Annotated in this window: 26 protein-coding genes and 1 pseudogene; 10 read left to right on the forward strand and 17 right to left on the reverse strand. The window is 67.9% G+C overall.

Going from position 1 to position 25,513, the window contains the following annotated elements; translation table 11 throughout:
• Positions 1-18: 18 nt before the first annotated feature.
• The 5 genes from ACIBBB_RS10985 to ACIBBB_RS11005 form a co-directional block, all read right to left on the reverse strand.
• Positions 19-1,080, reverse strand: coding sequence for a hypothetical protein (locus ACIBBB_RS10985; RefSeq protein WP_398980685.1), 1,062 nt, complete (start codon positions 1,078-1,080; stop codon positions 19-21).
• A gap of 114 nt (positions 1,081-1,194) precedes the next feature.
• Entirely contained in the window at positions 1,195-1,974 is a 780-nt protein-coding gene (locus ACIBBB_RS10990; protein WP_398980686.1) for an HAD-IIA family hydrolase, read from the reverse strand.
• Positions 1,975-2,091: 117 nt separating this feature from the next.
• The gene (locus ACIBBB_RS10995; protein ID WP_398980687.1) at positions 2,092-3,180 is read right to left on the reverse strand and encodes a 2-aminoethylphosphonate ABC transporter substrate-binding protein; all 1,089 of its coding nucleotides are present in this window, start codon (positions 3,178-3,180) and stop codon (positions 2,092-2,094) included.
• Positions 3,181-3,441: 261 nt separating this feature from the next.
• Entirely contained in the window at positions 3,442-4,428 is a 987-nt protein-coding gene (locus ACIBBB_RS11000) for a hypothetical protein (protein ID WP_398980688.1), read from the reverse strand.
• Positions 4,429-4,542: 114 nt separating this feature from the next.
• On the reverse strand, positions 4,543-5,715 hold the full coding sequence (locus tag ACIBBB_RS11005) for an ROK family protein (RefSeq protein WP_398980790.1): 1,173 nt from the start codon (positions 5,713-5,715) through the stop codon (positions 4,543-4,545).
• Between the two features lie 125 nt (positions 5,716-5,840).
• On the opposite strand from ACIBBB_RS11005, the gene ACIBBB_RS11010 reads away from it, so the two are divergent.
• Positions 5,841-6,941: a Gfo/Idh/MocA family oxidoreductase gene (locus tag ACIBBB_RS11010; RefSeq protein WP_398980791.1), complete on the forward strand. Its 1,101-nt coding sequence runs from the start codon at positions 5,841-5,843 to the stop codon at positions 6,939-6,941.
• Positions 6,938-7,426, forward strand: a complete 489-nt coding sequence (locus tag ACIBBB_RS11015; protein ID WP_398980689.1) for a heme-degrading domain-containing protein — start codon at positions 6,938-6,940, stop codon at positions 7,424-7,426. The genes ACIBBB_RS11010 and ACIBBB_RS11015 overlap by 4 nt, the downstream gene beginning before the upstream one ends.
• Positions 7,427-7,561: 135 nt before the next feature.
• On the opposite strand, the gene ACIBBB_RS11020 is transcribed toward ACIBBB_RS11015, so the two are convergent.
• From ACIBBB_RS11020 to ACIBBB_RS11035, 4 genes are all read right to left on the reverse strand, one after another.
• A complete protein-coding gene (locus tag ACIBBB_RS11020; protein ID WP_398980690.1) occupies positions 7,562-8,158 on the reverse strand; it encodes a disulfide bond formation protein DsbA in 597 nt (198 codons plus the stop codon).
• A 37-nt stretch (positions 8,159-8,195) separates the two neighbouring features.
• Positions 8,196-9,053: a fumarylacetoacetate hydrolase family protein gene (locus ACIBBB_RS11025; RefSeq protein ID WP_398980691.1), complete on the reverse strand. Its 858-nt coding sequence runs from the start codon at positions 9,051-9,053 to the stop codon at positions 8,196-8,198.
• A 175-nt stretch (positions 9,054-9,228) separates the two neighbouring features.
• Positions 9,229-9,993 carry a YidC/Oxa1 family membrane protein insertase gene (locus ACIBBB_RS11030; protein WP_398980692.1) on the reverse strand — a complete coding sequence of 255 codons (765 nt, stop codon included), beginning with the start codon at positions 9,991-9,993 and terminating at the stop codon, positions 9,229-9,231.
• Between the two features lie 141 nt (positions 9,994-10,134).
• Positions 10,135-10,455 (reverse strand): DUF6412 domain-containing protein, encoded by a 321-nt coding sequence (locus ACIBBB_RS11035; protein WP_398980693.1) that lies wholly within the window; start codon positions 10,453-10,455, stop codon positions 10,135-10,137.
• A gap of 267 nt (positions 10,456-10,722) precedes the next feature.
• Here ACIBBB_RS11035 and ACIBBB_RS11040 point away from each other — a divergent pair.
• From ACIBBB_RS11040 to ACIBBB_RS11050, 3 genes and pseudogenes are all read left to right on the forward strand, one after another.
• Positions 10,723-12,005, forward strand: a pseudogene (locus ACIBBB_RS11040) (MFS transporter).
• A gap of 74 nt (positions 12,006-12,079) precedes the next feature.
• On the forward strand, positions 12,080-13,078 hold the full coding sequence (locus ACIBBB_RS11045) for an SEC-C metal-binding domain-containing protein (RefSeq protein ID WP_398980694.1): 999 nt from the start codon (positions 12,080-12,082) through the stop codon (positions 13,076-13,078).
• A gap of 320 nt (positions 13,079-13,398) precedes the next feature.
• On the forward strand, positions 13,399-15,153 hold the full coding sequence (locus ACIBBB_RS11050) for a DUF262 domain-containing protein (RefSeq protein WP_398980695.1): 1,755 nt from the start codon (positions 13,399-13,401) through the stop codon (positions 15,151-15,153).
• Between the two features lie 95 nt (positions 15,154-15,248).
• On the opposite strand, the gene ACIBBB_RS11055 is transcribed toward ACIBBB_RS11050, so the two are convergent.
• A complete protein-coding gene (locus tag ACIBBB_RS11055) occupies positions 15,249-16,364 on the reverse strand; it encodes an MrcB family domain-containing protein (protein WP_398980696.1) in 1,116 nt (371 codons plus the stop codon).
• Between the two features lie 66 nt (positions 16,365-16,430).
• Positions 16,431-17,093 (reverse strand): ATP-binding protein, encoded by a 663-nt coding sequence (locus tag ACIBBB_RS11060; RefSeq protein WP_398980697.1) that lies wholly within the window; start codon positions 17,091-17,093, stop codon positions 16,431-16,433.
• A 231-nt stretch (positions 17,094-17,324) separates the two neighbouring features.
• Here ACIBBB_RS11060 and ACIBBB_RS11065 point away from each other — a divergent pair, with 231 nt between their 5' ends.
• Positions 17,325-18,140, forward strand: a complete 816-nt coding sequence (locus tag ACIBBB_RS11065; protein ID WP_398980698.1) for a helix-turn-helix domain-containing protein — start codon at positions 17,325-17,327, stop codon at positions 18,138-18,140.
• The gene (locus ACIBBB_RS11070) at positions 18,137-18,337 is read left to right on the forward strand and encodes a DUF397 domain-containing protein (RefSeq protein ID WP_398980699.1); all 201 of its coding nucleotides are present in this window, start codon (positions 18,137-18,139) and stop codon (positions 18,335-18,337) included. Before ACIBBB_RS11065 ends, ACIBBB_RS11070 begins: the two co-directional genes overlap by 4 nt.
• Positions 18,338-18,359: 22 nt before the next feature.
• Here the strand turns inward: ACIBBB_RS11070 and ACIBBB_RS11075 are convergent, their stop codons facing one another.
• Positions 18,360-18,725 carry a hypothetical protein gene (locus ACIBBB_RS11075; RefSeq protein ID WP_398980700.1) on the reverse strand — a complete coding sequence of 122 codons (366 nt, stop codon included), beginning with the start codon at positions 18,723-18,725 and terminating at the stop codon, positions 18,360-18,362.
• 14 nt (positions 18,726-18,739) lie between these two features.
• Complete coding sequence (locus ACIBBB_RS11080; RefSeq protein ID WP_398980701.1) at positions 18,740-20,008, reverse strand: helix-turn-helix transcriptional regulator; 1,269 nt, start codon at positions 20,006-20,008, stop codon at positions 18,740-18,742.
• Here ACIBBB_RS11080 and ACIBBB_RS11085 point away from each other — a divergent pair.
• A complete protein-coding gene (locus ACIBBB_RS11085) occupies positions 20,007-20,489 on the forward strand; it encodes a hypothetical protein (RefSeq protein WP_398980702.1) in 483 nt (160 codons plus the stop codon). The two genes, ACIBBB_RS11080 and ACIBBB_RS11085, sit on opposite strands and share 2 nt — an antisense overlap.
• A gap of 93 nt (positions 20,490-20,582) precedes the next feature.
• Positions 20,583-21,248: a class I SAM-dependent methyltransferase gene (locus ACIBBB_RS11090; protein WP_398980792.1), complete on the forward strand. Its 666-nt coding sequence runs from the start codon at positions 20,583-20,585 to the stop codon at positions 21,246-21,248.
• An 8-nt stretch (positions 21,249-21,256) separates the two neighbouring features.
• Here the strand turns inward: ACIBBB_RS11090 and ACIBBB_RS11095 are convergent, their stop codons facing one another.
• On the reverse strand, positions 21,257-22,237 hold the full coding sequence (locus ACIBBB_RS11095) for a hypothetical protein (protein WP_398980703.1): 981 nt from the start codon (positions 22,235-22,237) through the stop codon (positions 21,257-21,259).
• A 77-nt stretch (positions 22,238-22,314) separates the two neighbouring features.
• Positions 22,315-23,217, reverse strand: coding sequence for a nitroreductase/quinone reductase family protein (locus ACIBBB_RS11100; RefSeq protein ID WP_398980704.1), 903 nt, complete (start codon positions 23,215-23,217; stop codon positions 22,315-22,317).
• A gap of 100 nt (positions 23,218-23,317) precedes the next feature.
• Between ACIBBB_RS11100 and ACIBBB_RS11105 the strand changes: the two genes are divergently transcribed.
• On the forward strand, positions 23,318-23,815 hold the full coding sequence (locus ACIBBB_RS11105; protein WP_398980705.1) for a MarR family winged helix-turn-helix transcriptional regulator: 498 nt from the start codon (positions 23,318-23,320) through the stop codon (positions 23,813-23,815).
• Here ACIBBB_RS11105 and ACIBBB_RS11110 read toward each other — a convergent pair.
• Together ACIBBB_RS11110 and ACIBBB_RS11115 are read right to left on the reverse strand one after the other, a co-directional pair.
• A complete protein-coding gene (locus ACIBBB_RS11110) occupies positions 23,812-24,636 on the reverse strand; it encodes an alpha/beta fold hydrolase (protein WP_398980706.1) in 825 nt (274 codons plus the stop codon). The genes ACIBBB_RS11105 and ACIBBB_RS11110 overlap by 4 nt on opposite strands.
• Positions 24,637-24,755: 119 nt before the next feature.
• Positions 24,756-25,328, reverse strand: a complete 573-nt coding sequence (locus tag ACIBBB_RS11115; protein WP_398980707.1) for a dihydrofolate reductase family protein — start codon at positions 25,326-25,328, stop codon at positions 24,756-24,758.
• Between the last annotated feature and the right edge of the window lie 185 nt (positions 25,329-25,513).

Raw genomic sequence — 25,513 nt, forward strand, 5'->3', positions numbered from 1 at the left:
TCAGTTATCTCCGCCGTCTCAGTCGGAGTCCCGCGCGGCGGAACGTCTCCGGCGCGCACTGCGGATCGCCACGGCCACGGCGGCGACACCGGCGAGGACGAGACCGATCACGGTGTGGGGGGTGCTGGGGCCGGCCTCGTCGCCGGCCAGGGCCGTACTCGTCCTGCCGCCACCACCGGCGCGTACCGGCGCGACGGGCGAAGCCTGATGCTCGCTCGGGTGGGCCTGGGCGGACTGAGGCGTCCAGGGGGCCTGGGACTGCCGGCCGGTCCGGACGGGCGCGGGCATCAGGTTCTTGGACGGCGGGGCCGACGTCGCAGGGGGGACGCTCCTGGGGGCGGCGGCGGTCTTCCCCTCGGACTTGGCCTCGTTGGGCTTGGCCTCGTTGGGCTTGGCCTCGTTGGGCTTGGCCTCGTTGGGCTTGGCCTCGTTGGGCTTGGCCTTGTCGGGCTTCGGGGAGGGCTGCGGCTTGGCTGAAGCCTTCCCGGACGCCTTGGCGGCCGGCTTGGTGGGCGGCTTGCTCGAAGCCTTGGTGGACTGCTTCGGCTTGGGCTTCGCGGACGCCTTCGCAGACGCTTTCGCGGACGGTTTGGCGGACGCCTTCGCAGACGGTTTGGCGGAAGGCTTCGGAGACACCTTCGCGGACGGTTTGGCGGACGCCTTCGCGGAGGGCTTGGTGGAGGGCTTCGTCGAAGCCTTCGGCTTCGCGTCGCGGTCCACCTTGAAGACCGCCGCACCCCGGTGGTCGTGCCCGTCGCACCAGACGTCGGCCTTGTACGTGCCGTCCTTGGTCGACGACTTGATCTTCGCCTCGCCGAGCAGCGTCGGCTTCTTGTCGTCGCCCTTGCGGGCCGCGAGCTCGGAGTCGGCGACGAAGACATCGGACCGGGCCGCCACCGAGCGGGGGTTCTTGCACCCCGTGACCTGGACCTTCACCTCGCCGCCGGGGCGGACGTCGGACGGGCTGACCGTCGCGTTCACGGAGTCGTGGGCGTCGGCGGCGGTGGTGCCGAGAACGGGAACCGCCACCATGGCGGCCACCAGCCCGGCGGCACGGAGAGCGAGCAAGCCTGAACGCATCGTGAACCTCCTGATGAAAGGAAGCCTCACGCGTTCAGCCGGATCTCGCATCCGCAGCGCGCGCCGGAAAGCCCGACACACCGCCGTGACCTGCGATTATTCAGTCAGATCCGGTCAGATCAGATCCACCAGATCGGCGATCGAGTCGACGATCGTGGAGGGCCGGAACGGATATCGGTCGATGTCCTCCGGCTTTGTCAGACCGGTCAGCACCAGGAAGGTCTCCATCCCGGCCTCAAGACCCGCCAGGACGTCGGTGTCCATCCGGTCGCCGATCATCGCGCTGGCCTCGGAGTGCGCGCCGATGGCGTTCAGCCCGGTGCGCATCATCAGCGGATTCGGCTTGCCCGCGAAGTAGGGCGCCTTGCCGGTCGCCTTGGTGATCAGCGCGGCGACGGAACCGGCGGCGGGCAGCGGACCCTCGGCCGACGGCCCCGTCTCGTCGGGGTTGGTGCAGATGAAGCGCGCGCCGTCGTTGATCAGCCGGATCGCCTTGGTGAGGGATTCGAAGCTGTACGTACGGGTCTCCCCGAGCACCACGTAGTCGGGCTCGTGGTCGGTGAGGATGTAGCCGATGTCGTGCAGCGCCGTGGTGAGACCGGCTTCGCCGATGACGTACGCCGTGCCGCCGGGGCGCTGGGCGCCGAGGAACTTGGCGGTCGCCAGCGCCGAGGTCCAGATGTTGTCCACGGGCACGGCGAGCCCCATCCGGGAGAGCCGTGCCTGGAGGTCTCGCGGGGTGTAGATGGAGTTGTTGGTGAGGACGAGGAAGGGCTTGCCCGACTCCCGCAGGCGCTTGATGAAGTCCGCGGCGCCGGGGATGGGGGTGCCTTCGTGGACGAGGACACCATCCATGTCGGTGAGCCAGGAATCGATCGGCTTGCGCTCTGACATGTGACGGACTCCTGCCGTAAGCAGTGTGCTGGTGGGGCCGGGGGCACTGCTCCGTACCGCTCGGCGCCCCCAGCCTAATCAGCTTCCGACGATCTTGGCTCTCGGAGGGCGCGGCCGTCAGTTGCCCGTGGCTTCCTTCCAGGAGTCCACGTAACCGTCGAGGCTGGGCTCGATCCGCTGCCAGTTGGGCTCGAAGAGCGTGACACCGTCGATGACCCTGGCCAGCTCGATGGCGTTCTCGTCGGTGGGTCTGACGTCCGTACGCGCGGGGAAACCGCCGCCGATGCCGCTGACCTGCTTCTGCGCCTTCTCGGTGAGCATGTAGTCGAGCAGCTTCTTGCCGTTCGCGCTGTGCGGGGCGCCGTCCACGACACCCGCCCCGTAGTACATGGCGAACGTGGTCGGCTTGCCGCCCTCCTTCGCCGGGAACCAGATCGCGAGGTTCGACATGCTCTTGGACTGCGCGAAGTTCGTCTGGACGTCACCGTTCGCGACGAGGATCTCGCCCTTGTCGACCTTGGCCGCGAGCTTGAAGGTGGAGGGGGTCGGTCCGACGTTGTTGTCCTCAAGCTTCCGCAGATAGTCCATCGCCGGCTCCTCGCCGCCGAAGTCCTGCATCGCCTTGATGAGAAGGCCCGTGCCGTCGCCCGCGATTCCGGGGGTGGAGTACTGGACCTTGTCCTTGTACTTGGTGTCCAGCAGCTCCTCCCAGGTGGTCGGAGGGTCCGTCAGTTCCTTCTTGTTGTATATGAAGCCGAAGTAGTTGTTGACGATCGACGTCCACCGGTTGTCCGAGGACTTCCCCGAACCGTGCACCTTGTCGGAGCCCTTCGGGTCGTACGACGCCAACAGCCCCTTCCGCTCCGCGTGTTGGATGTACGGCGGCAGGGCGATTATGAGGTCGGCGCGGACGTCGTCCTTCTCGCGCAGCACCCGGTCCACCATCTCGCCGGAACCGCCCTCCTGGTACTTCACCTTGATGCCGGTGTCCTTCTCGAAGTCGGCGAAGACCTTGTCGTACCAGCCGTCGTCCGCGACGCCCTTGAGCCCGTCGGCGCTGTAGACGGTGACGACCTTCTCCTCGGAGGCACCCGAGCCGCCGCCGCATCCGGCGAGCGAAGCGGTGAGGACGAGGCTGCCGGCGACAGCGGTGAGGGGGGTGCGACAGGTTCGAGAAGTGTGGGAGGTGTGGGAGTTGCGGGGCATGACGGCTCGTATCTCCTAGCGGGAGGTGGCTCGGGGCGGGGCCGGGCGGTGTCCCGTACAGCTGTGCACGAACACGCCCGCTCACCACCCCGTAGATCACACAGGGACCCGCGGAAATAACGATATCGAGGGCCACGCACGCGACTTCGTGGGTCGCGGGGGTGGCCGGACTCCAGAATCGCTTCGTTCAGGCCCAGGACGACGACGAGATTACCGCTCGCCGCGCCTTCTGGCTGCGTGCTTGCCAGGATCGAGACAGGGTCAGGAGCGGTTGCGGGCGTGGCGGAGGCCGAGAACCAGGGCGCCACCGGTGAGCAGGAGCAGTCCGGCGCCGATCGCGGGGCCGAGGAGGGAGTCGGAGCCGGTGTCGGCGAGGGAGCCGATACCGAGGGGGAGCGAGGGTTTCTCGCTGTGGCTTGGGGAGTTGGCGGTGGGGGCGCGGGTGGCGTCGGGGGTGGCGTGGGGAGTGCGGGCCGGGGTGGCGGTGCCGGTGCCGGGTGTGGTGCCGCGGGTAGCTGAGCCGGGGTCGGCGTCCGTGTTGGAGTCTGTGTCGGCCTCTGTGTCGGTGTCCGCTTCGGCGTCAGCGTTCGCGGCACCTACGGAGAAGCGGTAGTCGTTCGACTCCCCCACCCAGTCGCCGTCACCGCCGCGCCGCTGCACCGTGGCCGCGTTCACCACGATCCTGTTGGCATCGGCCGCGGCCGTGAAGGCGAGCCTCGCCCGTACGGTGACGGTCTCCTGGGCCGGGACGGCGAAGCCTGAGAAGCCGCCTTCGAGGACGGCGATCGTCTCGTCCTCGTCCGACCTCTCCAGCGACATGGTGCGCCATCGGTCCTTGTCGTCGGTGAGTTGGAGCCGGACCTGGGTCTCGGTGAGGGACCGGTGCCGGTCGCTGAGGACGATGACCGGGTGGATGTTGTGGCAGGCCTCGTCCGTGCTGTTGGTGAGATCGAGGGACCAGACGCCCGGCGGGCCGCCCGGGCGGTATGTGTCGGGGCCGCCGTGGATGCGGGTGTCGATGGGGAAGTTCGGGTCGGACGCCTTGCCGCAGCTCGGCTGCCGGTCGGCCCCGGGGCCGTCACCCGATTCGTCGCCCATCGCCGACAGGGACGCGTCCACGCTCGCGGTCGCGTTCGCGGTCGTCGCGGGCAGCACTGTGGGCACGATCGTGCCGACGGTGACACCGACAGCTCCGATGGCGCCGAGGATTCCGGTGACGAGGGCGGGGCGCAGTCGCATGGATCGCATGGGGTGCGACGCTGCCACGGACCGTCCGCCCGACCGGGGAGCCACGTCCCACTCGCGGTCCGAAAATCGCACAAATACACCCCGACGGACCTGTCTCGACGGAGGTACGCGTCCCTACGGACGCCCCCGGCCGAAGACCCGCGCGTGCCCGAACACGGGCGCGAGCACCAGCTGCGCCGCCCCCTCGGCGACCGAGTGCGCGCCGCCGCATGCCACGGCCACCGGGACGACGGGGCCACGCGCCCGCTCTTCGAGTACGGCTCCGACTCCCGTGACGAACTGTTCCTCGGCGGCGGCCACGGCGCGGCCACCGAGCAGCACCCGGTCGATGTCGAGCAGCCCGACCAGATTCGCGGCCCCCGCGCCCAGCACCCGCGCGGCGTCGGCCATGTCGCCGCGTGCCACCGCCGCCATGCAGAGCGCCTCGATGCAGCCACGGTTCCCGCAGTCGCAGAGAGGCCCGTCGAGCTGGACGACCTGATGCCCGAACTCGCCCGCGCCGGTGCGGTCGCCCCGGTAGAGGGCGCCGCCGAGTACGAGGCCGGCGCCCAGCCCCGTACCGAGGTGGAGGTAGGCGAACGAGTCGCCCGGCCCGCTCAGCGCGAGCCCGAGGGCTGCGGCGTTCGTGTCCTTGTCCAGGACGACCGGCAGACCGAGGCGGGCGGCGAGCGCGTCGCGCAGCGGGAAGCCGTCCCACTGGGGGAAGCCGGTGACCCGCTGGGGCACGCCGGTGGTGTGGTCGAGCGGGCCGGGCATGGCGACCCCCACGCCCAGCGGGCCGCCGGGGCCGCCCCCGGTCACGGTGGGCCTGGTCACCCCGGATGCGTCCGTACGAGCCTCCGCCTCCGCCCGTACCGACTCCACCTGTGTCGCGGCGATCTCGATGACCTCGGCCGCCCCGGCGCCGAGGTCGAACGGCACCGTGCGGGCGGCGACCGGCGTACCCGCCAGGTCGACCACGACGGCTGTCAGCTCGTCGCGGTCCAGATGCAGGCCGACGGCGTGCGCGGCGGAGGGGACCAGACACAGGACGGTCCGGGGTTTGCCGCCGGTGGACGCCCGTTGGCCGGCTCCGGCCGCCAGGCCCTCCGTACGGAGCCTGGCCGTGATCTTGCTGACCGCCTGCGGGGTGAGCCCGGTGGACTCCGCGAGTTCCAGTCGGCTGATGCCGCCCTCGCCCGCCGTACGGAGGAGGTCGAGCACCAGCGCGGAGTTGTGGCTGCGCAGGGACGGCAGATTCACGCCTGTGTGCGGGCTCGGGTTCACGCCCGTACGGATGCCGCTCACCGCCGGTACGTCTTCGCCCGCGCCGTCATTGCCTCTACTGTCGCCGAGGCCGGCGTCACTGTTGCCCACGGTGTCATTGTCACGCGCGCTTGCACTATGGCAACACCGTTGCTTAAGTGGAACTCATGACTGGCACCGGTACGCCTCCGCGCGTCGCACTCGTGGGCTACGGCCTCGCGGGCTCCGTCTTCCACGCCCCGCTGATCTCCACGACCGAGGACCTCGTCCTCGACACGGTCGTCACCTCGAACCCCGAGCGGCAGGCGCAGACGCGCGCCGAGTTCCCCGACGTCCGCTTCGCGGCGTCGCCGGACGAGCTCTGGGAGCGGGCCGACGAGCTGGACCTGGTCGTGATCGCGTCGCCGAACAAGACGCATGTCCCCATCGCGACGGCGGCGCTGAAGGCGGGCCTGGCGGTGGTCGTGGACAAGCCGATCGCCGGTACCGCCGCCGAGGCGCGCGATCTCGCCGCTCTCGCCGAGGAGCGCGGCGTGCTGCTCTCCGTCTTCCAGAACCGCCGCTGGGACAACGACTTCCTGACGCTCGGCCGCCTGATCGCGGGCGGCGAGCTGGGCGACGTACAGCGCTTCGAATCGCGATTCGAGCGGTGGCGGCCGGAGACCAAGGGCGGCTGGCGGGAGTCGGGAGCGCCGGAAGAGATCGGAGGGCTGCTCTACGATCTGGGCAGCCACGTCGTGGACCAAGCGCTGGTGCTGTTCGGTCCGGTGGCGTCGGTGTACGCGGAGTCCGACGTACGCAGGCCCGGTGCCGCGGCCGACGACGACACGTTCATCGCGCTGACGCACGCGAACGGTGTCCGCTCGCATCTGTACGTGAGCGCCACGACGGCCCAACTCGGCCCGCGCTTCCGGGTGCTGGGATCCAAGGCGGGCTATGTGAAGTACGGCCTGGACCCCCAGGAGGCCGACCTGCGGGACGGCAAGCGGCCCAACACTCCGGAAATGGCTGGAAATTGGGGTGTGGAGCCCGAGTCGCTGTGGGGCCGGATCGGGGCCGGTGAGTCTCCGGCGACCGGTGGCGGCCACCCGGTGGAGAGCACGCCCGGCGACTATCCCGCGTTCTACGCGGATGTCGCGCGGGCACTGCGCGAGGGCACGGCGCCACCGGTGACCGCGCACGAGGCCGCCGCGGCGCTGGACGTCCTGGAGGCGGCGCGGCGCTCCGCCCGCGAGGGTGTCACGGTCACGATCGGGGCCTCGTCATGACGGCGGGCCAGGGCCGCGCCCTGCCGACGGTGGACGAACTGGAGGCGCAGGAGGCCCGGTTGGTCCTGCCTCACTTCACGTACGACGACGCGTGGGCCCTCGGCAGTCTGCTCGCCGAGCTGTCGCGCGAGCGGGAGGCGCCGGTCGCGATCGACATCCGGCGGGGTGGCCAGCAGCTGTTCCACTGCGCACTGCCGGGCTCGTCGGCGGACAACGACGCCTGGATCGACCGCAAGCGGCGGGTGGTGGAGCGGTACGGCGCGAGTTCATTCCTGGTCGGTACGCGCTTCCGCGCCAAGGGCAGCTCGTTCGAGGACTCCTCACGCCTGGACCCGGACAGGTACGCGGCCCATGGCGGCTCGTTCCCGATCGCGGTGAAGGGGACGGGAGTTGTCGGCACGGTAACGGTCTCGGGCCTCCCCCAGGAGGAGGACCACGCACTGGTGGTGGAGGCCCTGGAGTGGCTGCTGGGGCGGATGTCGTAGCGAGATGGGCTCGCGCGGGCTGGTCGGCCCGCGTCGGCCCGCGTCGGCCCGCGTCGGCTCTGCGAGCCCGCGTGGCCCGGGAGACTCGCGGAGCCCGCGTGGCCCGGGAGACTCGCGCGGGCTCGGCGGGCTCCCTCAGGTCTTGATTTCGAGGAACCCCGGGACGCTCGCGACGAGAAGCGTGCCGTCCCACAGACGCAGCGCGTCCTCGGGGCCCGGCATCTCGCCGATGACGGGGCCGAAGAACGCGTGCCGGGCCCCGGAGGGGTGGGTGACGGCCAGGACCGGCGTGCCCACCTCCCCGACGACCAGGCTCATGGCCTCCGCGTGCGAGGCGCGCAGTGCCTGGTCGTGGTCGGTGGTGAAGCCGGCCCCGGCCAGTTCCGCCGGCAGCCCCGCGGCGCCCAGCGCCTCGGTGATGTCGCCGATCCACTCGCGCCGCCCGCCGTCCGGCACGGTCCACAGCGCGTCGTAGAACCTGCCGAGCGCCGCGTGCCCGTGCGACGTCCGGATCGCGGCGCAGACGCGGGCGGGAATCCAGAGGTAGCCCTCCTCGTCGCCCTCGGGGTCGACGTCCTTGCCCTCGTTCAGCACTGAGAGGCTCATCACGCGCCACCGGATGTCGACCGGGCGCCGCTCGGCGACCATGACCATCCATGACGCGGTGATACGGCTGAGGGGACAGGCGGGGTCGAACCAGAAGTCGACGGTCCGGCGGTCGGCGGTGACCATCGGAATACCCTCCCAAGCCCCCTCCCTGGGAGGGGAGTTACGCGTCCTTGAGTTCCTGCCGCTGCCGCCCCAGTCCCGCGATCTCCAGCTCGACGACGTCCCCCGCCCGCAGGTACGGCTTCGGCTCGGGCCGCCCGAGCGCCACACCCGCCGGCGTACCGGTGTTGATGACGTCGCCCGGGTAGAGCGTCATGAACTGGCTGACGTAGCGCACCACTTCAGCCACCGGGAAGATCTGCTCGGCCGTCGTCCCGTCCTGCTTCAGCTCCCCGTTGACGGACAGCTTGAGCGACAGCGCCTGCGGGTCCGGCACCTCGTCGGCCGTCACGAGCCACGGGCCGAGCGGGTTGAACGTCTCGCAGTTCTTGCCCTTGTCCCACTGGCCGCCGCGCTCGATCTGGAACTCGCGCTCGGAGACGTCGTGCGAGATGGCGTACCCCGCGACGTGCGCCAGGGCCTCCTCGTGGGAGTCCAGGTAGCGGGCGGTGCGGCCGATGACGACGGCCAGCTCCACCTCCCAGTCCGTCTTGACGCTCTTGCGCGGTACGAGGACGGTGTCGTCCGGCCCGACCACCGTGTCCGCGGCCTTGAAGAAGATGATCGGCTCGGACGGGATGTCCGCGCCCGTCTCGCGCGCGTGGTCGTGGTAGTTCAGCCCGATGCACACGACCTTGCCGATCCGGCCGACCGGCGGCCCGGTGCGCAGCCCGTCCGAGTCGACGACGGGCAGCTCGCCGGAGGCGGCGGCGGCCCGTATCCGGTCGAGTGCGGCTTCGTCGGCGAGCAGTGCGCCGTCGATGTCCGTGACCAGTCCGGACAGGTCCCGCAGGGTCCCGTCCTGGTCGAGCAGCGCCGGGCGCTCCGCACCCGCCGTACCGACACGCAGCAGCTTCATGGTCTGTTCTCCCTCTGGTCGAGCGGATCGACCTGGTCGAGCGGGGGCCCCACCGACGGGTTGCGGCCATCGGGGTGTTGGTTGATCGTCCAAGACATCGGATCACTCCGCAAGACCCCGTTCACACCCTGGACCGCGCCGAAAGGCGGCGGCGTGCCGAAAGGCGGGGGCGGCGTCACGCGGCGGTGGCCAGCGCGCCGGGCGCCGGGACGTCCCGGTAGAGGAAGGCCCGTTCGACGGCGGTCCATGTGGTGCTCGTCACGACGTACAGCGCGGCCGCCAGCGGGACCACACCCACCGTGAGGAGCGTCGCGAAGGAGAGCAGCGGCATCAGCTTGGTCATCGCGCCCATGCCGGGCATCCGCTGCCCGTCGGCCCCGGCCGCCGGCATCGGCATGGCGGCCATCTGGCTCTTCGTACGGCGGTAGTTGAAGGTGGCGACGGCCACGACGATCGCGAAGAGGGCGACGTACACCAGGCCCGCTCCGCCGAAGATCCCGCCGTCGGCGAGGGCGTCCTTCCAGCGGTCTCCGAGCGGCGCGGCGCCGAGGGAGTGGCCGAGCAGTTCGTTCGGCTTCCCACCGATCTCCCGGCTGGAGAAGAGGTGGTACATCAGGAAGAAGGCGGGCAGCTGGAGCAGGCTCGGCAGACAGCCGGAGAGCGGCGAGACCTTCTCCTTCGCGTGCAGCTCCATGATCGCCTTCTGGAGGCGCTCGGGGTTCTTGCGGTGCTTCTTGCGCAGCTCGGCGATCTGCGGCGAGAGCCTGGTGCGGGCCTTCTGGCCACGGGCCGCCGCCCGGGAGAGCGGGTGGACGGCGAGCCGTACGCAGGCGGTGAAGAGGATGATCGCCACCGCGGTAGCGCCGCCGTGGAAGAGCGGGTCGAGCAGATCGGCGAAGTGCCCGACCAGGGAGGCGAAGCCGGACAGGAAGACGGACATGGATGAGCCCTCCGAGGGTCTCGTCGTGCCGGATGGGATGCGCGGCGCCGGTGGTACGGCACGGCGCGGCTCGGCATGACGACCCGCGTGGGATCGGCTCGCTCAAGGGTGCTCCGGGGTGGGTGAAGCGGCGAACCGGCCCTACGCGGTCGTCAGGACGGGACGCCCTGGAGCTCGGGGCCTGGTGCGGCCCCGTGCGTCGGGATCTCGCTGGGGCAGGAAGGCTGTCCGCTGCTCGCGGTCGCGGATCGCCGTACGGACCCGGGTGGGCGGTACGGCGGGGGCACACCGGGCCGAGATGGCCGCGGAGGCGGCGAACGCGGTGGAGGCCGCGGCGGTGGCGGCGAGGGCGACGGCGGCGGAGAGGCCCCCGGCGTCGAGGAGCAGGACCGGGAGGAGTGCGACGAGCAGGAGGAACACCGGGGTGGCGGGGCGCAGCGACCGTGTCGCGCGTCGGATCATGGCCTGCCCCTTCCTGGTGTCGTGTCCCTGGTGCCTGTGCCCGGCCGCCTGTGCCGGGCGTCTGTTCCCGGCGTCTGTTCCCGGCGTCTGTGCCGGGCGTCGTGGCCACCGGATGTGTCGGGCCGCGTTCCGGGCCCTCAAGCCGTTATACACGATCCGTTTCGATGGGCAGAAGTAGCCGTCGGGGGCCGAGCAGCGCCCGGCCGCTCCGGGCCCCGCCCCGCCGCCACACTCGCCGTGACGAGCGCGGCCACGACCGTCGCGCTCATGAACTACACAGTCCCGATGCTCGCCCTCCCGGACCTGGCCGCCGATTTCGCACCGCGATATCGGCGCAGGCCTGGCTCCTCAACGGCGCCCCGCTCGGCCTCGCGGCCCTTCTGCTCGTCGCGGGCAGCCTCGCCGACGACTACGGCAGGCGCAGACTCTTCCTCGCGGGCACGCTCGGCCTCGCGCTCACGACCGGACTCGGCGCGCTGGCCGGCTCCACCCTCACCTTCACCCTCGCCCGGATCGCGCAGGGCGCCTCCAGCGCCGCGATCATCGCCAGCAGCCTCGGCCTCCTCGTACACGCCTTCCCGGCGGGGTCCGCCCGCGTCAGGGCCACCGGCGTCTGGGGCGCTTTCGTGAGCGCGGGGATCGCCACGGGGCCGCTGCTCGCGGGCGGGCTCGGATCGTACGGCTGGCAACTGCCGTACGCCGTACTCGCCGCGGCCGCCCTCGTCGTCGCGGCCCCCGCCTTCCGTACGCTCACCGAATCCCGCGCACCGCGCGGCGGACGCCCCGACCTGGTGGGCGCCGTCGTACTCGGGCTGGCCATGACCTCGCTGGTCGGCGCGCCGACACTGGGCCGCGACGGGTGGCTGCGTACGCCGGTGGTCCTGCTGCTGGTGGCCGCCGCCGTACTGACCGGTGTCTTCGCCGCCGTGGAGCGGCGCGGTGGCGCCCCGCTGATCGATCTGCGGCTGCTGGGGCGGCGGCCGTTCCAGGCGGCGACGTCGGGGGCGCTGTTCACGGGGCTCGCGGTGATCGGGCTGTTCAGCTACCTGCCCGCGCTGCTCCAGCGCACGCTCGGCATCTCCCCGATGGGCGCTGCGGGCCTGTTCGTGCTCTGGTCGGGCACGGCCTTCCTGGTCGCCCTCCAGACCCGCCGTATCGCGCACCGCGTGGCCGCCCGCCTCCAACTGGCCCTGGGCTTCCTCCTGCACGCGGCCGGCGCCCTGTCGATGCTGGGCGCGGTCGGCGCGGGGTCGTGGGGACGGCTCATACCGGGGCTCGTCGTCGCGGGCGTGGGCAGCGGCCTGCTGAACGCCGCGCTGCCCCGCCTCTCCGTCGAATCCGTCCCGCAGGAGCGCGCGGCGATGGGCTCGGGCGCGAACAACACCGCCCGTTACATCGGCTCGGCGGCCGGCGTCGCGCTGATGATCGCGGTGGCGACCTCGGCGGACACCCCTCAACAGGGCACGGACCTGGCGATCGTGGTGTCGGCGGGGGCGACGGTACTGGGCGCGGCGATCATGCCGGCGCTACGGCCCAATCCCTCGCGGTGACGGCCAGTGACGCCCTGTCCCCGTAGCCCGAACACCCTCCGCCCCGACAGGCGTACAGCAGTACGGTGTGGACCATGCGCCCCGACATCCCTGCCGACCACACCACCGAGGCCGAGCGCCTGCTGCGCACGGCCTCCCGGTACCCCGAGGATCGCGAGCCCCTGCTGCTCCAGGCCGCCGCCCATCTGGAACTGGCCGGCGCCCGCGACCGTGCCACCGGCCTCTACGACGACCTCCTCGCCGGCGACCCGGACCACCCCCACCTGGTGAAGGCGTTGAAGGCCGCCAACCTGTGGGAGTACGGCCACGAGGCCGAGGCCCGCGCGATCATCGACGGCCTGCGCATCGCCGAACCGCTGGAGCCGGCGCCGTGGGAGATCGTGGCGGAGACGCTGGAGGCCCACGACGAACTCGAAGCGGCCCACGACTCCTACACCACGGCCCTGAACCTGCTCCTGACCCCCGGCGAGGAAGTCCCGTACTCCGCCGGATCCCTCCTCGTCGGCCGCCACCGCCTGCGCCGCCTGCTGGGCCTGGAGCACGACGACTGGGACGCCCTCGGCGACCAGGTGAACAAGACGTCGGTCCCCCTCGACGAACTCCACGACCCCAAACGCCTCTGGGCCCTCGGCTCCGACAACCCGGCGGAACTTGAGGCCGAGATCGCCCGCCTGCGCGCCGAACTGGGCTCGTACCGCTCGGCGCTCTCCCGCCCGTTCCCGGTCGCGGTCCTGCACTGGCCGGCGGCGGAACTGACCGAACTCCTCGCGGCCTACCCCGACCTGCGCACCGAGTACCCCTCCCGCGAGGCCCACCTCGCCCAACTGGAGTCCTCCCTCCGCGAACTGGCCTCCACGGGCACCCCGAACCTGGGCATCGTGACGGGCACGGTCCCCTCCTACGAGGCCTTCGCGGCCTCGGAGTCGGCTTCCCCGTCGGACCCGAACCTGCTCCCCCAGTACGCCACCACCCTCGCCGCCCGCGGCCGCGCCACGTCCTGGCCCCCGGCCCGCAACGCGACATGCTGGTGCGGCTCGGGGGAGCCGTACAGGGAGTGCCACGGGGCGGGGTGACGACCCAAAGGCACGCTGACTCAGATAAGTCGGGGAGCAGCGCGGCACCATTCCAGGCCCCTCCCGAATGGCAGAGCCCCACCAACTAATTGGTGGGGCCTCTCAGCGGCCCCTTAAACACGCCTCGTCGCCGTGAGCTTCGTTCATCGCTTTCTGGGTCGGGATGACAGGCTCTCTAATTAGGACACGGGCTAGGACGATAAACTTCCACGACGGAGGCGCAGTCGGCAGAGATTCGATGATGGGGGCTTGATTCGTCAACACCAACAGCTAGCCTTCCCCTAACTACCTTAACGTGATCGCTTATCGCGGAGAAACTCATGGCCAAGATCAAGCAAGCAGCTCGGCAAACCCTCGGACAGCTTATCGGCGCAAACAATCCACCGATCGTAGTACCCGACTACAGCCAGAGACAATATTCATGGACACGTAAAGAAGTAAGCACATATTGGGACGATGTGCAGAAGTTCAAGAATAATTGGGATTCAGACGACGAAAATTCGGCAGAGTACTTCATCGGGCCCATAGTCACAATCACAGACGACAAGGTATCTAAAAGGCATCTTCTCGATGGTCAACAGAGGCTGACAACATCAACAATTCTGGTAGCAGCATTGCGGGACGCTCTCTGGAATATCGGTTCGGATGAATCCAAGACGATGGCTAACCATATCCAGCGCGACTGGATCTCCCGAAAGACAGGACGTCGCACGCCACCCGAATACTTTATAACTCTCTCACAGTTCGACCTAAACTTCTTCCGTGACTACGTCCAGGCCTGGGATGAAGTACACGGCAGGCCGGACCCTGCCGAGATATCCAGCAAATTCTCTCACGATCTCATTAAAGGGGCTTACGGATTCTTCGCCATTAAAATTGCCGATCATCTTGCAGACATTCCAGGAGACATGCAGAAGCTAGACTGGATTGATGATCTCAGGGTGTGCCTAATAAGCGGTCTTGTTTTTGTTGAGATTCAGACACCCTCCACCAGCGACGCCAACGAAGTCTTTGAGACAATCAACTCCCGCGGGCGTGATCTGTCAACGCCGGATCTCGTTCGCAATTTCTTGATGGAGAAGAGCAGAAATGCAGACGAGAAAGCGCGAGTAAACTCCGCTTGGGAGGTTCTCCTGACAGGATTCGACAGGCGAGAGGATATCGAAAAATTCCTGCGCCACTATTGGGTTGCCCGCCATGGCGATGTTAAGTCTCACAGCCTCTATACGACAATTCGAAGCACACTCGCTGAGCGCTTTGAGGACTCGGGCTATTCGTTCAATGTAACTGAATTTTCAGCAGATCTAGAGACTTGCGCAGAGCGTTACCAAGATCTCATATCCGCTGGGACAGGCGAAGAAGATTTCGACTTGACCTTGAACGACATCAGGAGACTGGGCGCTGACGCAATTTACCCCCTACTGTTGGCTCTTTCCGGAAAGAATGACTACTCCTTCCTGAGCGAGGTCTCGACGGCATGCCTCTCATACTACGTCCGTTGGACAGTTATCGGAAAGAAGGAGTCGACTCTCTTGGAGGAGAATCTCTTCAAGCTCGCAAAAGAGGTTTCCGGTGGCCTCGAATTGCAACTGGCAGTCACCCAGGTTCGTACGCTAATTCCGGATGACGCAACGTTTCTGGCGGACTTTCGGAAGGCGAGCCTCCCCAAGACCTCACAAGCGCGATACATCTTGGAGAGTATCGAGACGTGGCTTCGAAAGCAGGGAGAAATGGACGATGTGGCGATCGTGAGCAAAGTAAACCATGTTGAGCACATCTACCCCCAAAAGCCCGAGAACTCGCTTAAACTACCCTCTCACAACGAACTCGTGAACCGGGTAGGTAATTTGACGCTCCTTCACGGTCGCAAAAACATCCAAGCCTCAAATAAGCCCTACCCTGAGAAGCTAAGTAAATATACAACATCAAGCCTTTTGCTCGTCTCAGCAACAAACATCGACAAGCTATGGAATGCGAATTCGGCAACCTGGCGAGCCGAAGGAATAGCGGAGAGGCAAAAATTTCTTGCGGGTATCGCCGTGAGAGTCTGGCCCGCAGGCGCGGTCACGACCTAACGCGCCGCAATTGTCTGCGGTCACAACGCTGATGGCACCTCGGATTCGGATTCCGGTTGAAAGGTTGACAGGGGAAGGACACAAGCAAGTATTCTCTATCCGGTCATGCCCCAACCGTTAGCCGATGCTGATCCGTCCCAGCCGCTAGAGGTCTGCCATATCGAAGCGATTCCTCGTTGTTCCAAATAGCCCGAGTAGACGCCTACATCCTCGGTGAAAAGACCTACGAGATGTGGTTCGGGGCGACCTCGCTCTCGGTACAAGAAGTGGCTGTACTCGAAGAGTTGGCCCACTGCGTGGCGGACCGCCTCGGTAGGGTTGCCATCCCGAACAACCTTCGCTTCAACGAGCCACTCGTCACTGGTATCTTGTGCGCCGTTTTGACGATGCAGAACAAGGTCCCTCGGGTGCATCAACTTGGTCTTGGGTGTGAAGCCACGTGACGCGATATGAAGTCCGAACTCCGCGATCAGTGACTCGTGGCGGCGTCGCTTTATTTGCTGCTTGGCAGCGATGTTCGCGATGTAGTCAGAGCTATCCTTAGGTTGAAAGCCGGCAAGGGGATCACCCTCATTCGCTACATGGCCATTGGTTGCGTAACTCACTTCAAGCTGACTTTCTTCGTCCTCGAACCACCACAGACGTTCGGCGACGGACGTGCGCTTGAGCGCGTCCGCCGCGTACACAAGGTCGTCTCCCAGGGCGGTTTCCTGAGGTAGATCAGTCACGTCGTATTGGCGCGCGATCACGCTCGCGGCTTCGTATGCCTTCGGTCGAGCAGCTCCGTGCCGTAGCTCCGGCTCGTCGACCCACTCGTTTCGGCGTTGCATAGCCACCGCCCTACGCAGTCGCGCCGCCTGACGCCGAAGGTGATCCTGGCGGGCTTGTCCCTTCCCGAGTCGGTACTCAAGGTGAGTGATGCCCTGCTGAAGAGTCAGCGATACGGTCCGCAAATCGGCGCTGAAGATATAGGCCAGATACAGCCCCTCCCGAGCAGAACTGTTGACCTCAGGATCGAAGACTCCAATCCAGGGAGTTGCGGCGGCACTCGTTTGCCCACCGTAGCCCCTAGCGAACAGGGGGGTCGGAAGAGGCAGGTCGGTCCGACTCTCAACCTCACGCAGCACACGTTGGCCAGAGACTTCCAGTCTCGTCCCCTCGCTCGCGTCGTATGTGCGAGCGATCTCAAGCAGCAAGTCACGTATACCCATGCGGCAAATTTACGGCATGCAAGGCTCGTGGTGTTGCTGGTTGAACGCGCTGTGGGAGTTGGGCCGTTAGCCGGCTTCCTCTAGTTCAGCCTCGTAGTGCATTTGAGCGCGATCAAGGGCTTCGTCCGGGTCGCAGCCCTGAGCGCTGAGCCAGTGCAGGACATCGGCGATCAGGTCAATCGCCGCCTCCTCTGCGACCGCTACCGACAGAGGGCTTCCCTTTTCCGACGGAGGACGCTGCGCGGAACCGTGTTGGACGATGCTCATCTCGGCCCGCGCGATGCGGGCACTCCTCGGGTGCTCATTCGGCACCTCCGCCCCCGTGGCCAAGTCGCACCACACCACCTTTGAGTCAGCGCGAGAGATAACACCCCAGCGGTCGGCCATCGCATCGAGAATCATCAAGCCGCGCCCCGACTCAGTCCCGGGCATGGGGGCGAGGAGAGTGGGCATCGTGCGCGCGTCCGGGTCGGTCAGCTCAATACGGAGGTGGGCGCCGTCCGTGGAGACCGCAAGGGTGACCGGGGTTCCTGGGCCAACGTGGTTGATCACGTTCGCCACCAGCTCGGATACGCAGATCTGGGCCACGTCCTCCAGCTCCGACAGACCCCACAGCGAGAGATGCAGTCGCATCGCCCGACGCACTCGGGCGACCATGCGCGGTTCCGCCGTGAACGGCACTTCCCACGGCCGCCGTTGCACGCAACCACTCTCCTGGTAGATGGCCATGCTCCTGCTCCTCCCACCGGGCGACTCATGCCGTCGCACTCGACTGAGCAAACAGTGACGGTGCGTCACTCCTTGTGACAGGATGGCAGCGCACATCCCGAGATGCAATGTGCACGAGGGGATTAGCTCGAATGAGTGATTGGCGGGAGCGCTCGCTTCCGATGGGATGGAACCCTCGTTATCGCAAGAGGAGTTGAAGTGGCCGGATCACCCACCGCACGACGCCGACGCTTGGCGATCGAGCTCAGGAAGCTGCGCGACGACAGCGGGTTGACCTGCAACCAAGTCGGCAAGGAGCTGGACTGGAGCGGTTCCAAGGTCAACCGTATGGAGACGGGCCAGGGACGCGTGCAGCCTTCTGACGTGGACGCGCTGTGCCGCTTCTACGGCACGTCGGACGAGATGCGCGAGTTGCTGAAGGGGCTGGCCAAGGAGTCCAAGACCAAGGGGTGGTGGCACGCGCACGGCGATGCCGTGCCCTCGTGGTTCTCGGTCTATGTGGGGTTGGAGCAGGCGGCGTCCGACTTGCGCAGTTACCAAGGGGAGTTCGTCCCGGGGCTGTTGCAGACAGCGGAATACGCCACGGAGCTGAGCAGGGTCACGCCTGATCAAGACCACGACGAGATCCCTCGACTCGTCGATGTACGCATGCGCCGACAAGAGTTGCTGACAGGCAGCAAGGCTCCAGACTTCTGGGCTGTGGTTCATCAGAGTGCGCTGATGCATGTGATTGGCAGCAGACAGGTGATGGCGGGACAGCTCGAACGTATGCTGGATATCGGGCGACAGCGGAACGTGACAGTTCAGGTCTTGCCGTACAACGCCGGGGCGTACCCGACAACCGGTCCCTTCACGGTGCTTGGCTTTCCCGAGCAGGAGGATCCAGATGTGGTGTACCGGGAGGGGCTGACCGACTCCATCTACCTCGAACTCCCCGCAGACGTAAGCGTCTACACAAGGGCCTTTGACCACCTCAGAGCCCTGGCTCTGAGCCCGCAGCAATCAGCCGCGCTGATTCGAGCAGCCTTGGAGGAACACTCGCCATGACCCCGTCCCCCACCGAACCCCAGTGGCAGAAGAGCAGCTACAGCAACGGAGCCGGCGGAGAGTGCCTCGAAGTCGCCGACTTCACGCATAACGTAGGGGTACGTGACTCGAAGCTGCCCGACAACGCACGTCTGGACATACCGTGGCCTGCCTGGACGGAGTTCATCACCGCTGTACGGCGCCGGGAACTCGACTGAGTGATCTCAACGGCGCCTCCGCTCACGCCAAGGAGTGCTCAATCGCCTCGAAGATGTCCGCGTCCGTCTCCCGTTGCCAGTCCGGGAGATCGGACCAGTCCGCCACGTAGCCGGGCTTGGGGTCTTCGAAGTGCTTGTACATCTGGGCCGTCCAGCACGTCGCGACAAAGCGACTCTTTTGTTCCCTGGACAGCCGGGAGGCGTGACCGCCGCTCAAACGCAGAAACTGGCCGACCTGATCGTGGACGGCGCCCGCCGCCTCTCGTTCCCAGTCCGGGGTCTCGTCCCACGGAGTGACGTAGCCGGCCTTCGGCTCGCCCGGGAAGTGCTTGCGCACACTGGCGATCCAGGTCTCCCGGAACAGTCGCGCACCGTCGGTCTGCGGCATGCCCACGCCTCTCGTCAGGTCTGCTGGGAAGTGCTCAACGCGTCGATCTCGGAGCCCAGCTCGGCCACGCGGCCGTCGTCGGCGAAAGGGCCGAACTCGGCTCGTAGGCCACGGAGTCTACGGGCGACGTAGCCGGAGGAAGAAGCACGGGCGAGTTCGAGCGCTTCCCGGCCGAACGAGACCACCTGGTCGGAGTCGTGTCGCTTCGCGCCGATGGCTGCCAGGTCCGTGAGCACAGCACCCCGGCGGCGGTACGAGTGGCCCTTGGCCAACGCCTCCTGCTTCAACGCGCCCGTAAGTGATGCCTCGGCGAGGTCAAGTCGCCCTAGCTGTACGTATCGCGCTCCACGCTCCTCAGCCAGCCGCGAACCATCGAAACGGAGCCAACCGCTGGAGGGTGTGAAGCCAGCCAGGTCGGCCACCTTCTCGGCTTCGTCCAGGGCTCGCTCGCAGGCGGTGAGTTGGCCCATACCCGCATACGCCTCAGCCTGGACAGAAGCCACCCAGTAGCGGGTGGAGAGCGTGCCGTCGCCCCTCTTGGCGATCTTTTCGGCTGCGGAGAGGACACCCGCGGCTTCCTTGTACTGCTTCCCGGACATACCCACGTACGCGTGCCTCACCAGCGCGCACGCCCAGAGGTCGTACGACCTTGCCTCCCTGCTCGCGGACGCCGCGAGTGTGTACGACGCTGCCGCGTCCGTGTAGCGACTGTTGTCGAAGGCCAGTTCGCCGGCGAGTTGGAAGAGGTCGGCCGCTGCGCCGCAGAGGGCGCCGGTTTCGATCTCCGATCGGGTCTCAAGGGTCCTTGTGAGCGTGGCGAGTTGGTCCTGCACGATCGGATAGACCGAACTCTTGGACCGGGCGAGCTGGTACACCTGCCAGAGGTGGCTGTTCATACGGACGAAGTCCTCAGAGGCGCCCCGCTGAACACCTTCGGCCAAGGCGTGCCCGTCGGTGGGCGACAGCGAGGAGAGAGCCCCACTCACGGCGATCACCCGTAGGAATTCGCGTCGAATCATGTCGTCGATGTCCCCCGAGCCGTGGTGGTCGCTTGCCAATGGCGTCCGGGCGGGTCCCTCAGCACAAGCCAACTGACCGACCAGGGTGTTGAGTTCACTGAGACTGACCTGCAGAACCTCGGCCAGCCTCGGCCGTAACGCGGGTTGGGGCATGGTCCGCCCGGTCTCCCATCGCCCGACCGTCGTGCGGTCGACACCGAGCGCGTGTCCCTGTCCAACAGCGCGTAAGCAGCCGCCACAACCATGATCCGGAGGTTCCACCATGAGTACTGCCGTGCAGACCCTGACCCGCGATCCACGTGCCATCCTCAACGCACTCGCCGAGCGAGTACCCGGTCTGATCACTTCCGAGGAACCCACGCTGTGGGAGCGCGAGATCGCCCTCCTCGTCCGTGACAATCCGATCATGACTCGCGATACGGCCGAGCGGCTGCTGGGGCAGGCCATCGCGTACACCATCACCGCGATGGAACGGCGCGGTATCGATATGGGCGTCGGCCACACCGTCGACGTGGCAGTCCATCAGCTCATCCTTGACACACCGCTGTACTGGGCCTTCTGCGCTGAGTACAACTCGGGTGCGTACAAGCACCACGCACCGCTCGTGAGGCGACGGTGTGACGGGCTCGTGCTTCGTACGGCCGAGTTGCTCCGGGACAACGGATTCGAGGTGGACGAAGAACTCTGGGCAAAGGATGAAGCCGACTGCTCCCCGTGTGACGACAAGGTCCCCGACAGTCACTGACGCTGAAGAGTCCTGCGCCTGCCCTTGCATGATGAGGTCGGGCGCAGCGCCATGCGCCTTGAATGCCTTCAATCGCCGATCCAAGGAATCACGTTGTCAGCACGGCACGACATGGACGTGGAACGCGAGCTCTGGAACACCTATGCCGAGAGCAGCACCAAGGGTGATGTGCTCGACGGCGAGCCCGTTTTCCGCTGGACTCAGTACGCAGGGCACGGGCCGGGAGTTGAACTGTTGGGGGAGCCGGGGTCCGCGCTTGAGGTCGGTTGCGGCACCGGGCGGGCAGTGGCCTTCCTCGCTCAACAGGGTGTGAGAGCAACCGGGGTCGATCTCTCTCCCGTTATGGTCGAGCGTGTCGCGGAGCGGTGGGGGCACACGGGAGCGCGATTCATCTGCGCCAGTGTTCTCGACCACCTCCGGGACAGCACTCAGTCCTATGACGCCATCTATTCGATCTTCGGCGCGGTCTGGTTCACCGATCCCGTACGGCTGCTTCCACTGATCGCTCGGCGTCTCAACCCGGGAGGAGTTCTCGTCTTCTCGCAACCTCCGGCCATCCCCGGAGCTTATGGACCCCAGGGGATGTACAAGGGCGGCTTCGCGGGGAAGGCGATGTTCACCTACCGGTACAGCTATACGCCTCGAAAGTGGCTGAGCCTTCTCGACAGGAGCGGTTTCGCGCATGCCGAGGCGGAGATTCTGGACGCTCCGAAGTCCGGCCACATCGGAACACTCGTTGTACGCGCCACGGTCACCTGACTGGGGTGTCACGCCCGGAGGACCACCCGGGGACGGGTCGTGCGGGTGGTGGCCAGGTGGAGTTTGGTGAGGACCGCTGTGGTCAGTTCTTCCGGGTGGTCGCGGACCAGGGTCGGCGTCACGCTCAGTACTCCCACGCCGTGGGATTCCAGGAGCAGGCGGCGGCGGAGGGTGGCGCGGTATTCCGTGATGCCCAGGTGGTACTCCGCCGAGTCGACCTCCAGCGCGACGCCCTCGTAGGGCCAGTAGGCGTCCGGGCGGGCCAGGAAGGTGCCCGACGGGGTGTGGAGCGTGGGGTTCCAGAGGGGGTCGGGGATGTCGGCGCGGAGCAGGGTGTCGCGGGCTTCGCCCTCCGCGATGGAGCGGATGCCGACGCGGAGGTCGTCCAGCACCGCGCGGGCCGCGGGGTTGCGCAGGGCGTGGGACGCGTGGAGTTCGGCGAGGAGGTCGTCCGGGTGGCAGCGGCCCCGCTGGACCGTGTTCACCAGGAGCGCGCGGATCCGGTCGGGTGAGGGCTCGTGGGCGGCGAAGTCGGAGGCCGCGCGGACAGCGCGGACGCAGGGGATGCCCTCGCCGCGCAGGGTCGGTGGCCAGCGGCGGGTGGGGTGGAGGCGGACGTACGAGCGGTCGCGGAGCCGGCGGCCCGCGCCGACCAGGACGTCGGCCCGGTCGGTGCGGGCGCCGCGTACGCCGTAGATGGCCAGGACCGCCTCGCCCGTGAGTGCGGCGGTGTGGCCCGACATCACGGAGGCGCCCCTGGCCGCGAACAGGACCGCCGCCAGCAGTTGTTGCCAGCGGTCCGGCTTGCCTGTCTGTATCAGGACGACCCCCGGCAGCAGCCGTTGCCATCGGCCGCCCGGTGCGCAGCGGCGTGCCGCCGTGCTGGTGGCCAGGCCGGTGGCGCGCAGTTGGCCGGTGGTCGCCAGCCGCAGCTGGGTGCGGGCCAGGCGGTCGATCGCCGCGTTGTTCGCTGTCGTGGGTGTCGGCATGGACGAGTTCTGCCCGCCCGTGACTCTGTGTAGCTGAAATCGCGGAATGTTGTTGTCTTGTGTGGTGTGGGCTGCGTTCAGCGCCCGTTCAGCGCGGGGAGCAGATGCTTCTCCTCGTACGTGAAGTGGTCGTCCAGGTCCGTCGCCAGCCGTTCCAGCTCCTGCCGCAGGGCGTCGGCCGTGGCCGGCGGATCCAGCCGGAGCTTCGTCAGCGCCGCCGAGACCGCGCGGTGTTCCGCGCGCAGGCGCTCCAACACCGGTGCGAGCTCCGGGAATTGCGCGTCGAACGCCGAGAACGCGCCGTCCTCGGCGGTGTGGTGCATGCTCAGCGACTCGCAGAAGCTCAGGCAGTGCAGCAGCAGCCCTTCGTCGAAAGAAGAGGAAGACGAGGGGGTGGCGCGGAGCGCTGCCAACTCGGCTCGCAGTTGAGCGTGGACGCGTACGAGTTCCTCGCCTATCGCCCTGTTCCGCGCCGGGTCCGTCAGGCTCAGCGGGTACAGGGCGATCACCGGGATCGTGCGGCCGGTGCCCGCCTGGTACGCCGCGAAGCCCGGGTCGCGTGCGGCCTGGAGAGCGAACTGGTGGTCGCGCTCCTCGCCCTGGAGCGGTTCGGCACGGGCCGAGAACGTGTCGACGCCGCCCTCCCGCGTGCCGATCTCGACGGTCACCCGGTTGTCCGCGAGCAGGTTGAAGTACCAGCCCGGATGCGTCGGGCCGCCCGCGTTGGACGCGAAGACCAGCAGCCGTTCGCCGTCGCGCGTGTACGCGGTGGGGTTCGTGCGGCGCTTGCCGGTCTTCGCGCCCAGCGTCGTCAGCAGGACGAGCGGCGCCCCCTCGAACATGCCGCCCACCCGCCCGCCTCTGGCCCGGAACTCCTCGATGATCAGCTGGTTGAACTCCTGCGGTGTGGTGGGGGGATGCGGCGGGGCGTCCCGCTCCCCGCCCGGTGGCTGTCGCGGTCGATCTTGGGGCTCGGTCATGAGGCGGCCTCTCCGGATACGCTCGGCGCTCGACCAGAATACGCATTTGCTTTGCAAGCAAAGATGCTTTGAACTCAAAGCTATGGAGAGGGCGGTACGGATGTCAACCGGCAGCCGGCACGACGACGAGCCCAACGGCCCCGACGGCCTCGGCGTCGAGGACGGGATCCGTACGTTGTTGCTGCTCATGCCCCGGATGGTCGGGCGCGTCAAGCGGATCAGGATTCCCGCGGAACTGGAGTCGTTCTCCCTCGCCCCCCGCCATCTGTCGCTCTTCGCCTTCCTCCTCTTCGACGGCCCGATGACCGTCAACACGCTCGCGGCGCGCCTGGAGGTCGCCCCGGCGACGGTGAGCCTGATGGTCGGCGAGCTGAGCCGGCAGGGGATTCTGCGGCGGGAGGCCGACGAGAGCGACCGGCGCCGGACGATCGTCAGCATCAGCGACGAGCACCGTCCCGCCATCGACGGCTGGCTGGCGCGCGGTGCCGGGGCCTGGCGCAAGGCGCTGGAGCCGCTGACGCCCGCGCAGCGGCGCATGTTCGTCGACACCCTTGAGGCGTACGAGCAGGGGCTGGACAGCCCGACGGACGGGCCCTAGGAGGGCGCCGGGCGCAGGAACCGCTCGATCAGCGTGTGCAGTTCCGCCGGTCTGTCCAGGTGTACGTCGTGGCCCGCGCCCGGCACGACCTCGACCCGCGTCCCCGCCGGGCGGCGCACGCGCATCTCCTCGGCCTCCGACGCCGGCATGGCGCCCGACCCGCCCCGCACCACCAGGGTGGGGCAGCGCACCTCGTCCCATTCCCGCCAGAACGAGCGGACCGCGCTCTCCGCCACGCAGTCCACCATCACGTCCCGGTCGACGCGCGGATACAGACCGTCGGTGCGTACGTCCAGACCCGCCGCCCAGGCCCGGCCCGCCGGGCCGCCGCCGAAGAAGCGCGCCGCCGCGTCGGGCGACTCGAACGGGACCGGCCACGAGTCCAGCCAGGTCCCGATCTTGCCCGGCAGTTCGGGAGCCGGGCCCTTCGGTCCGGCCTCCACCAGCACCAGCGCGCGGACGAGGTCGGGGTGCGCGGCGGCGGTGAGCAGGGCCGTGAGGCCGCCGAGGGACTGCCCGACCAGAACGGGGCGGGGCAGGGCCAGTTGCTCGATGACGGCCACGACGTCGCGTACGTGCGCCGCGCGCGAGACGTCCTTGGGAAGACGCTCGCTCATGCCGTGGCCCCGCGCGTCGTATGCGACCAGGCGGTGGCCGGGGCCGAGCAGCCCCGCCAGTACGTCCCACTCCGCCGTATGGCCCGCGAGGCCGTGCAGCAGCAGGACGGGGACGGCGTCCCCCTCGCCGGAGGGCGCGTACTCCGTGCAGGCCAGCCGTACGCCGTCGTCCGTCGTGAGCGTCGTACGACGTACCCGTGGCATACCGTTCGCCCTTTCGCTGAACGTCTTCCTACCGAGGTACGTACGTGAGGGCACTCCCCCGTGGTTGCTGGGTGTGTGGGCCGGGCGGTCCGGTTCACACACCCAGCCCGGGATCGCCGTCAGTGGACGACGTCGAAGACGTTCTTCTGCAGGCCGTTGGCGTACGTCTCGTGCTCGACGAGCCGCAGCTTCTGGGCGTCCTTGTCCGTGTCGCTGAACAGCCGCTTGCCCGCGCCGAGCAGGAGCGGGAAGACCAGCAGGTGGTACCGGTCGATCAGGCCGGCGTCCGAGAGATTCCGGTTCAGGGTGGCGCTGCCGTGGACGATGATCGGGCCGCCCTCGGTCTTCTTCAGCGCGGCGACCTCGTCCAGCGACCGCAGGATCGCGGTCGGGCCCCAGTCCGGAACGAGCTTGTCGTCGGTGAGGGTGGAGGAGACCACGTACTTCGGCATCACCTTGTACTCGGCGAACTCCTCCATGCCGGGCCAGACCGGGCTGAACGCCTCGTAACTGGTTCTGCCCAGCAGCATGGCCGCGGCTTCCTGCTGCTCGCGGCCCTTGATCTCGTACGCCTCGGGGAGGAACTCCACGTCCTTGAAGGTCCAGCCCGAATTCCGGTAACCCGGCTCGCCGCCCGGGGCCTCCACGACGCCGTCGAGCGAGACGAAGGCGGTGGTGATCAGTGTGCGCATCGAAGGTCTCCTGGGTGTGTGGTGCGGTTGTGTCTGTCTGACCGGGCACCGCGGCGAAACTCATCGGTCATCGCGGGATCCGCGCCCTAAGGGCTGTCCCGTAATCCCCGGCGGGCGCACGACGACAGCTACGGCACCTCGCCGCGTTGTCGGATCGCCCGAATACGCCCGGTATGAGGACGACC

It is taken from the genome of Streptomyces sp. NPDC051217, assembly GCF_044455465.1.
Taxonomy (GTDB): domain Bacteria; phylum Actinomycetota; class Actinomycetes; order Streptomycetales; family Streptomycetaceae; genus Streptomyces.

What these genes read in the sequence shown, in the direction of transcription:
- ACIBBB_RS11095 (WP_398980703.1), bottom strand. Translation starts at nt 22,237, where the DNA reads ATGCCGACACCCACGACAGCGAACAACGCGGCGATCGACCGCCTGGCC.
- ACIBBB_RS11110 (WP_398980706.1), bottom strand. Translation starts at nt 24,636, where the DNA reads ATGCCACGGGTACGTCGTACGACGCTCACGACGGACGACGGCGTACGG.
- ACIBBB_RS10985 (WP_398980685.1), bottom strand. Translation starts at nt 1,080, where the DNA reads ATGCGTTCAGGCTTGCTCGCTCTCCGTGCCGCCGGGCTGGTGGCCGCC.
- ACIBBB_RS11085 (WP_398980702.1), top strand. Translation starts at nt 20,007, where the DNA reads ATGAGTACTGCCGTGCAGACCCTGACCCGCGATCCACGTGCCATCCTC.
- ACIBBB_RS11100 (WP_398980704.1), bottom strand. Translation starts at nt 23,217, where the DNA reads ATGACCGAGCCCCAAGATCGACCGCGACAGCCACCGGGCGGGGAGCGG.
- ACIBBB_RS11010 (WP_398980791.1), top strand. Translation starts at nt 5,841, where the DNA reads ATGACTGGCACCGGTACGCCTCCGCGCGTCGCACTCGTGGGCTACGGC.
- ACIBBB_RS10995 (WP_398980687.1), bottom strand. Translation starts at nt 3,180, where the DNA reads ATGCCCCGCAACTCCCACACCTCCCACACTTCTCGAACCTGTCGCACC.
- ACIBBB_RS11025 (WP_398980691.1), bottom strand. Translation starts at nt 9,053, where the DNA reads ATGAAGCTGCTGCGTGTCGGTACGGCGGGTGCGGAGCGCCCGGCGCTG.
- ACIBBB_RS11050 (WP_398980695.1), top strand. Translation starts at nt 13,399, where the DNA reads ATGGCCAAGATCAAGCAAGCAGCTCGGCAAACCCTCGGACAGCTTATC.
- ACIBBB_RS11035 (WP_398980693.1), bottom strand. Translation starts at nt 10,455, where the DNA reads ATGATCCGACGCGCGACACGGTCGCTGCGCCCCGCCACCCCGGTGTTC.
- ACIBBB_RS11115 (WP_398980707.1), bottom strand. Translation starts at nt 25,328, where the DNA reads ATGCGCACACTGATCACCACCGCCTTCGTCTCGCTCGACGGCGTCGTG.
- ACIBBB_RS11105 (WP_398980705.1), top strand. Translation starts at nt 23,318, where the DNA reads ATGTCAACCGGCAGCCGGCACGACGACGAGCCCAACGGCCCCGACGGC.
- ACIBBB_RS10990 (WP_398980686.1), bottom strand. Translation starts at nt 1,974, where the DNA reads ATGTCAGAGCGCAAGCCGATCGATTCCTGGCTCACCGACATGGATGGT.
- ACIBBB_RS11075 (WP_398980700.1), bottom strand. Translation starts at nt 18,725, where the DNA reads ATGCCGCAGACCGACGGTGCGCGACTGTTCCGGGAGACCTGGATCGCC.
- ACIBBB_RS11080 (WP_398980701.1), bottom strand. Translation starts at nt 20,008, where the DNA reads ATGGTGGAACCTCCGGATCATGGTTGTGGCGGCTGCTTACGCGCTGTT.
- ACIBBB_RS11060 (WP_398980697.1), bottom strand. Translation starts at nt 17,093, where the DNA reads ATGGCCATCTACCAGGAGAGTGGTTGCGTGCAACGGCGGCCGTGGGAA.
- ACIBBB_RS11030 (WP_398980692.1), bottom strand. Translation starts at nt 9,993, where the DNA reads ATGTCCGTCTTCCTGTCCGGCTTCGCCTCCCTGGTCGGGCACTTCGCC.
- ACIBBB_RS11055 (WP_398980696.1), bottom strand. Translation starts at nt 16,364, where the DNA reads ATGGGTATACGTGACTTGCTGCTTGAGATCGCTCGCACATACGACGCG.
- ACIBBB_RS11070 (WP_398980699.1), top strand. Translation starts at nt 18,137, where the DNA reads ATGACCCCGTCCCCCACCGAACCCCAGTGGCAGAAGAGCAGCTACAGC.
- ACIBBB_RS11000 (WP_398980688.1), bottom strand. Translation starts at nt 4,428, where the DNA reads ATGCGATCCATGCGACTGCGCCCCGCCCTCGTCACCGGAATCCTCGGC.
- ACIBBB_RS11020 (WP_398980690.1), bottom strand. Translation starts at nt 8,158, where the DNA reads ATGGTCACCGCCGACCGCCGGACCGTCGACTTCTGGTTCGACCCCGCC.
- ACIBBB_RS11015 (WP_398980689.1), top strand. Translation starts at nt 6,938, where the DNA reads ATGACGGCGGGCCAGGGCCGCGCCCTGCCGACGGTGGACGAACTGGAG.
- ACIBBB_RS11045 (WP_398980694.1), top strand. Translation starts at nt 12,080, where the DNA reads ATGCGCCCCGACATCCCTGCCGACCACACCACCGAGGCCGAGCGCCTG.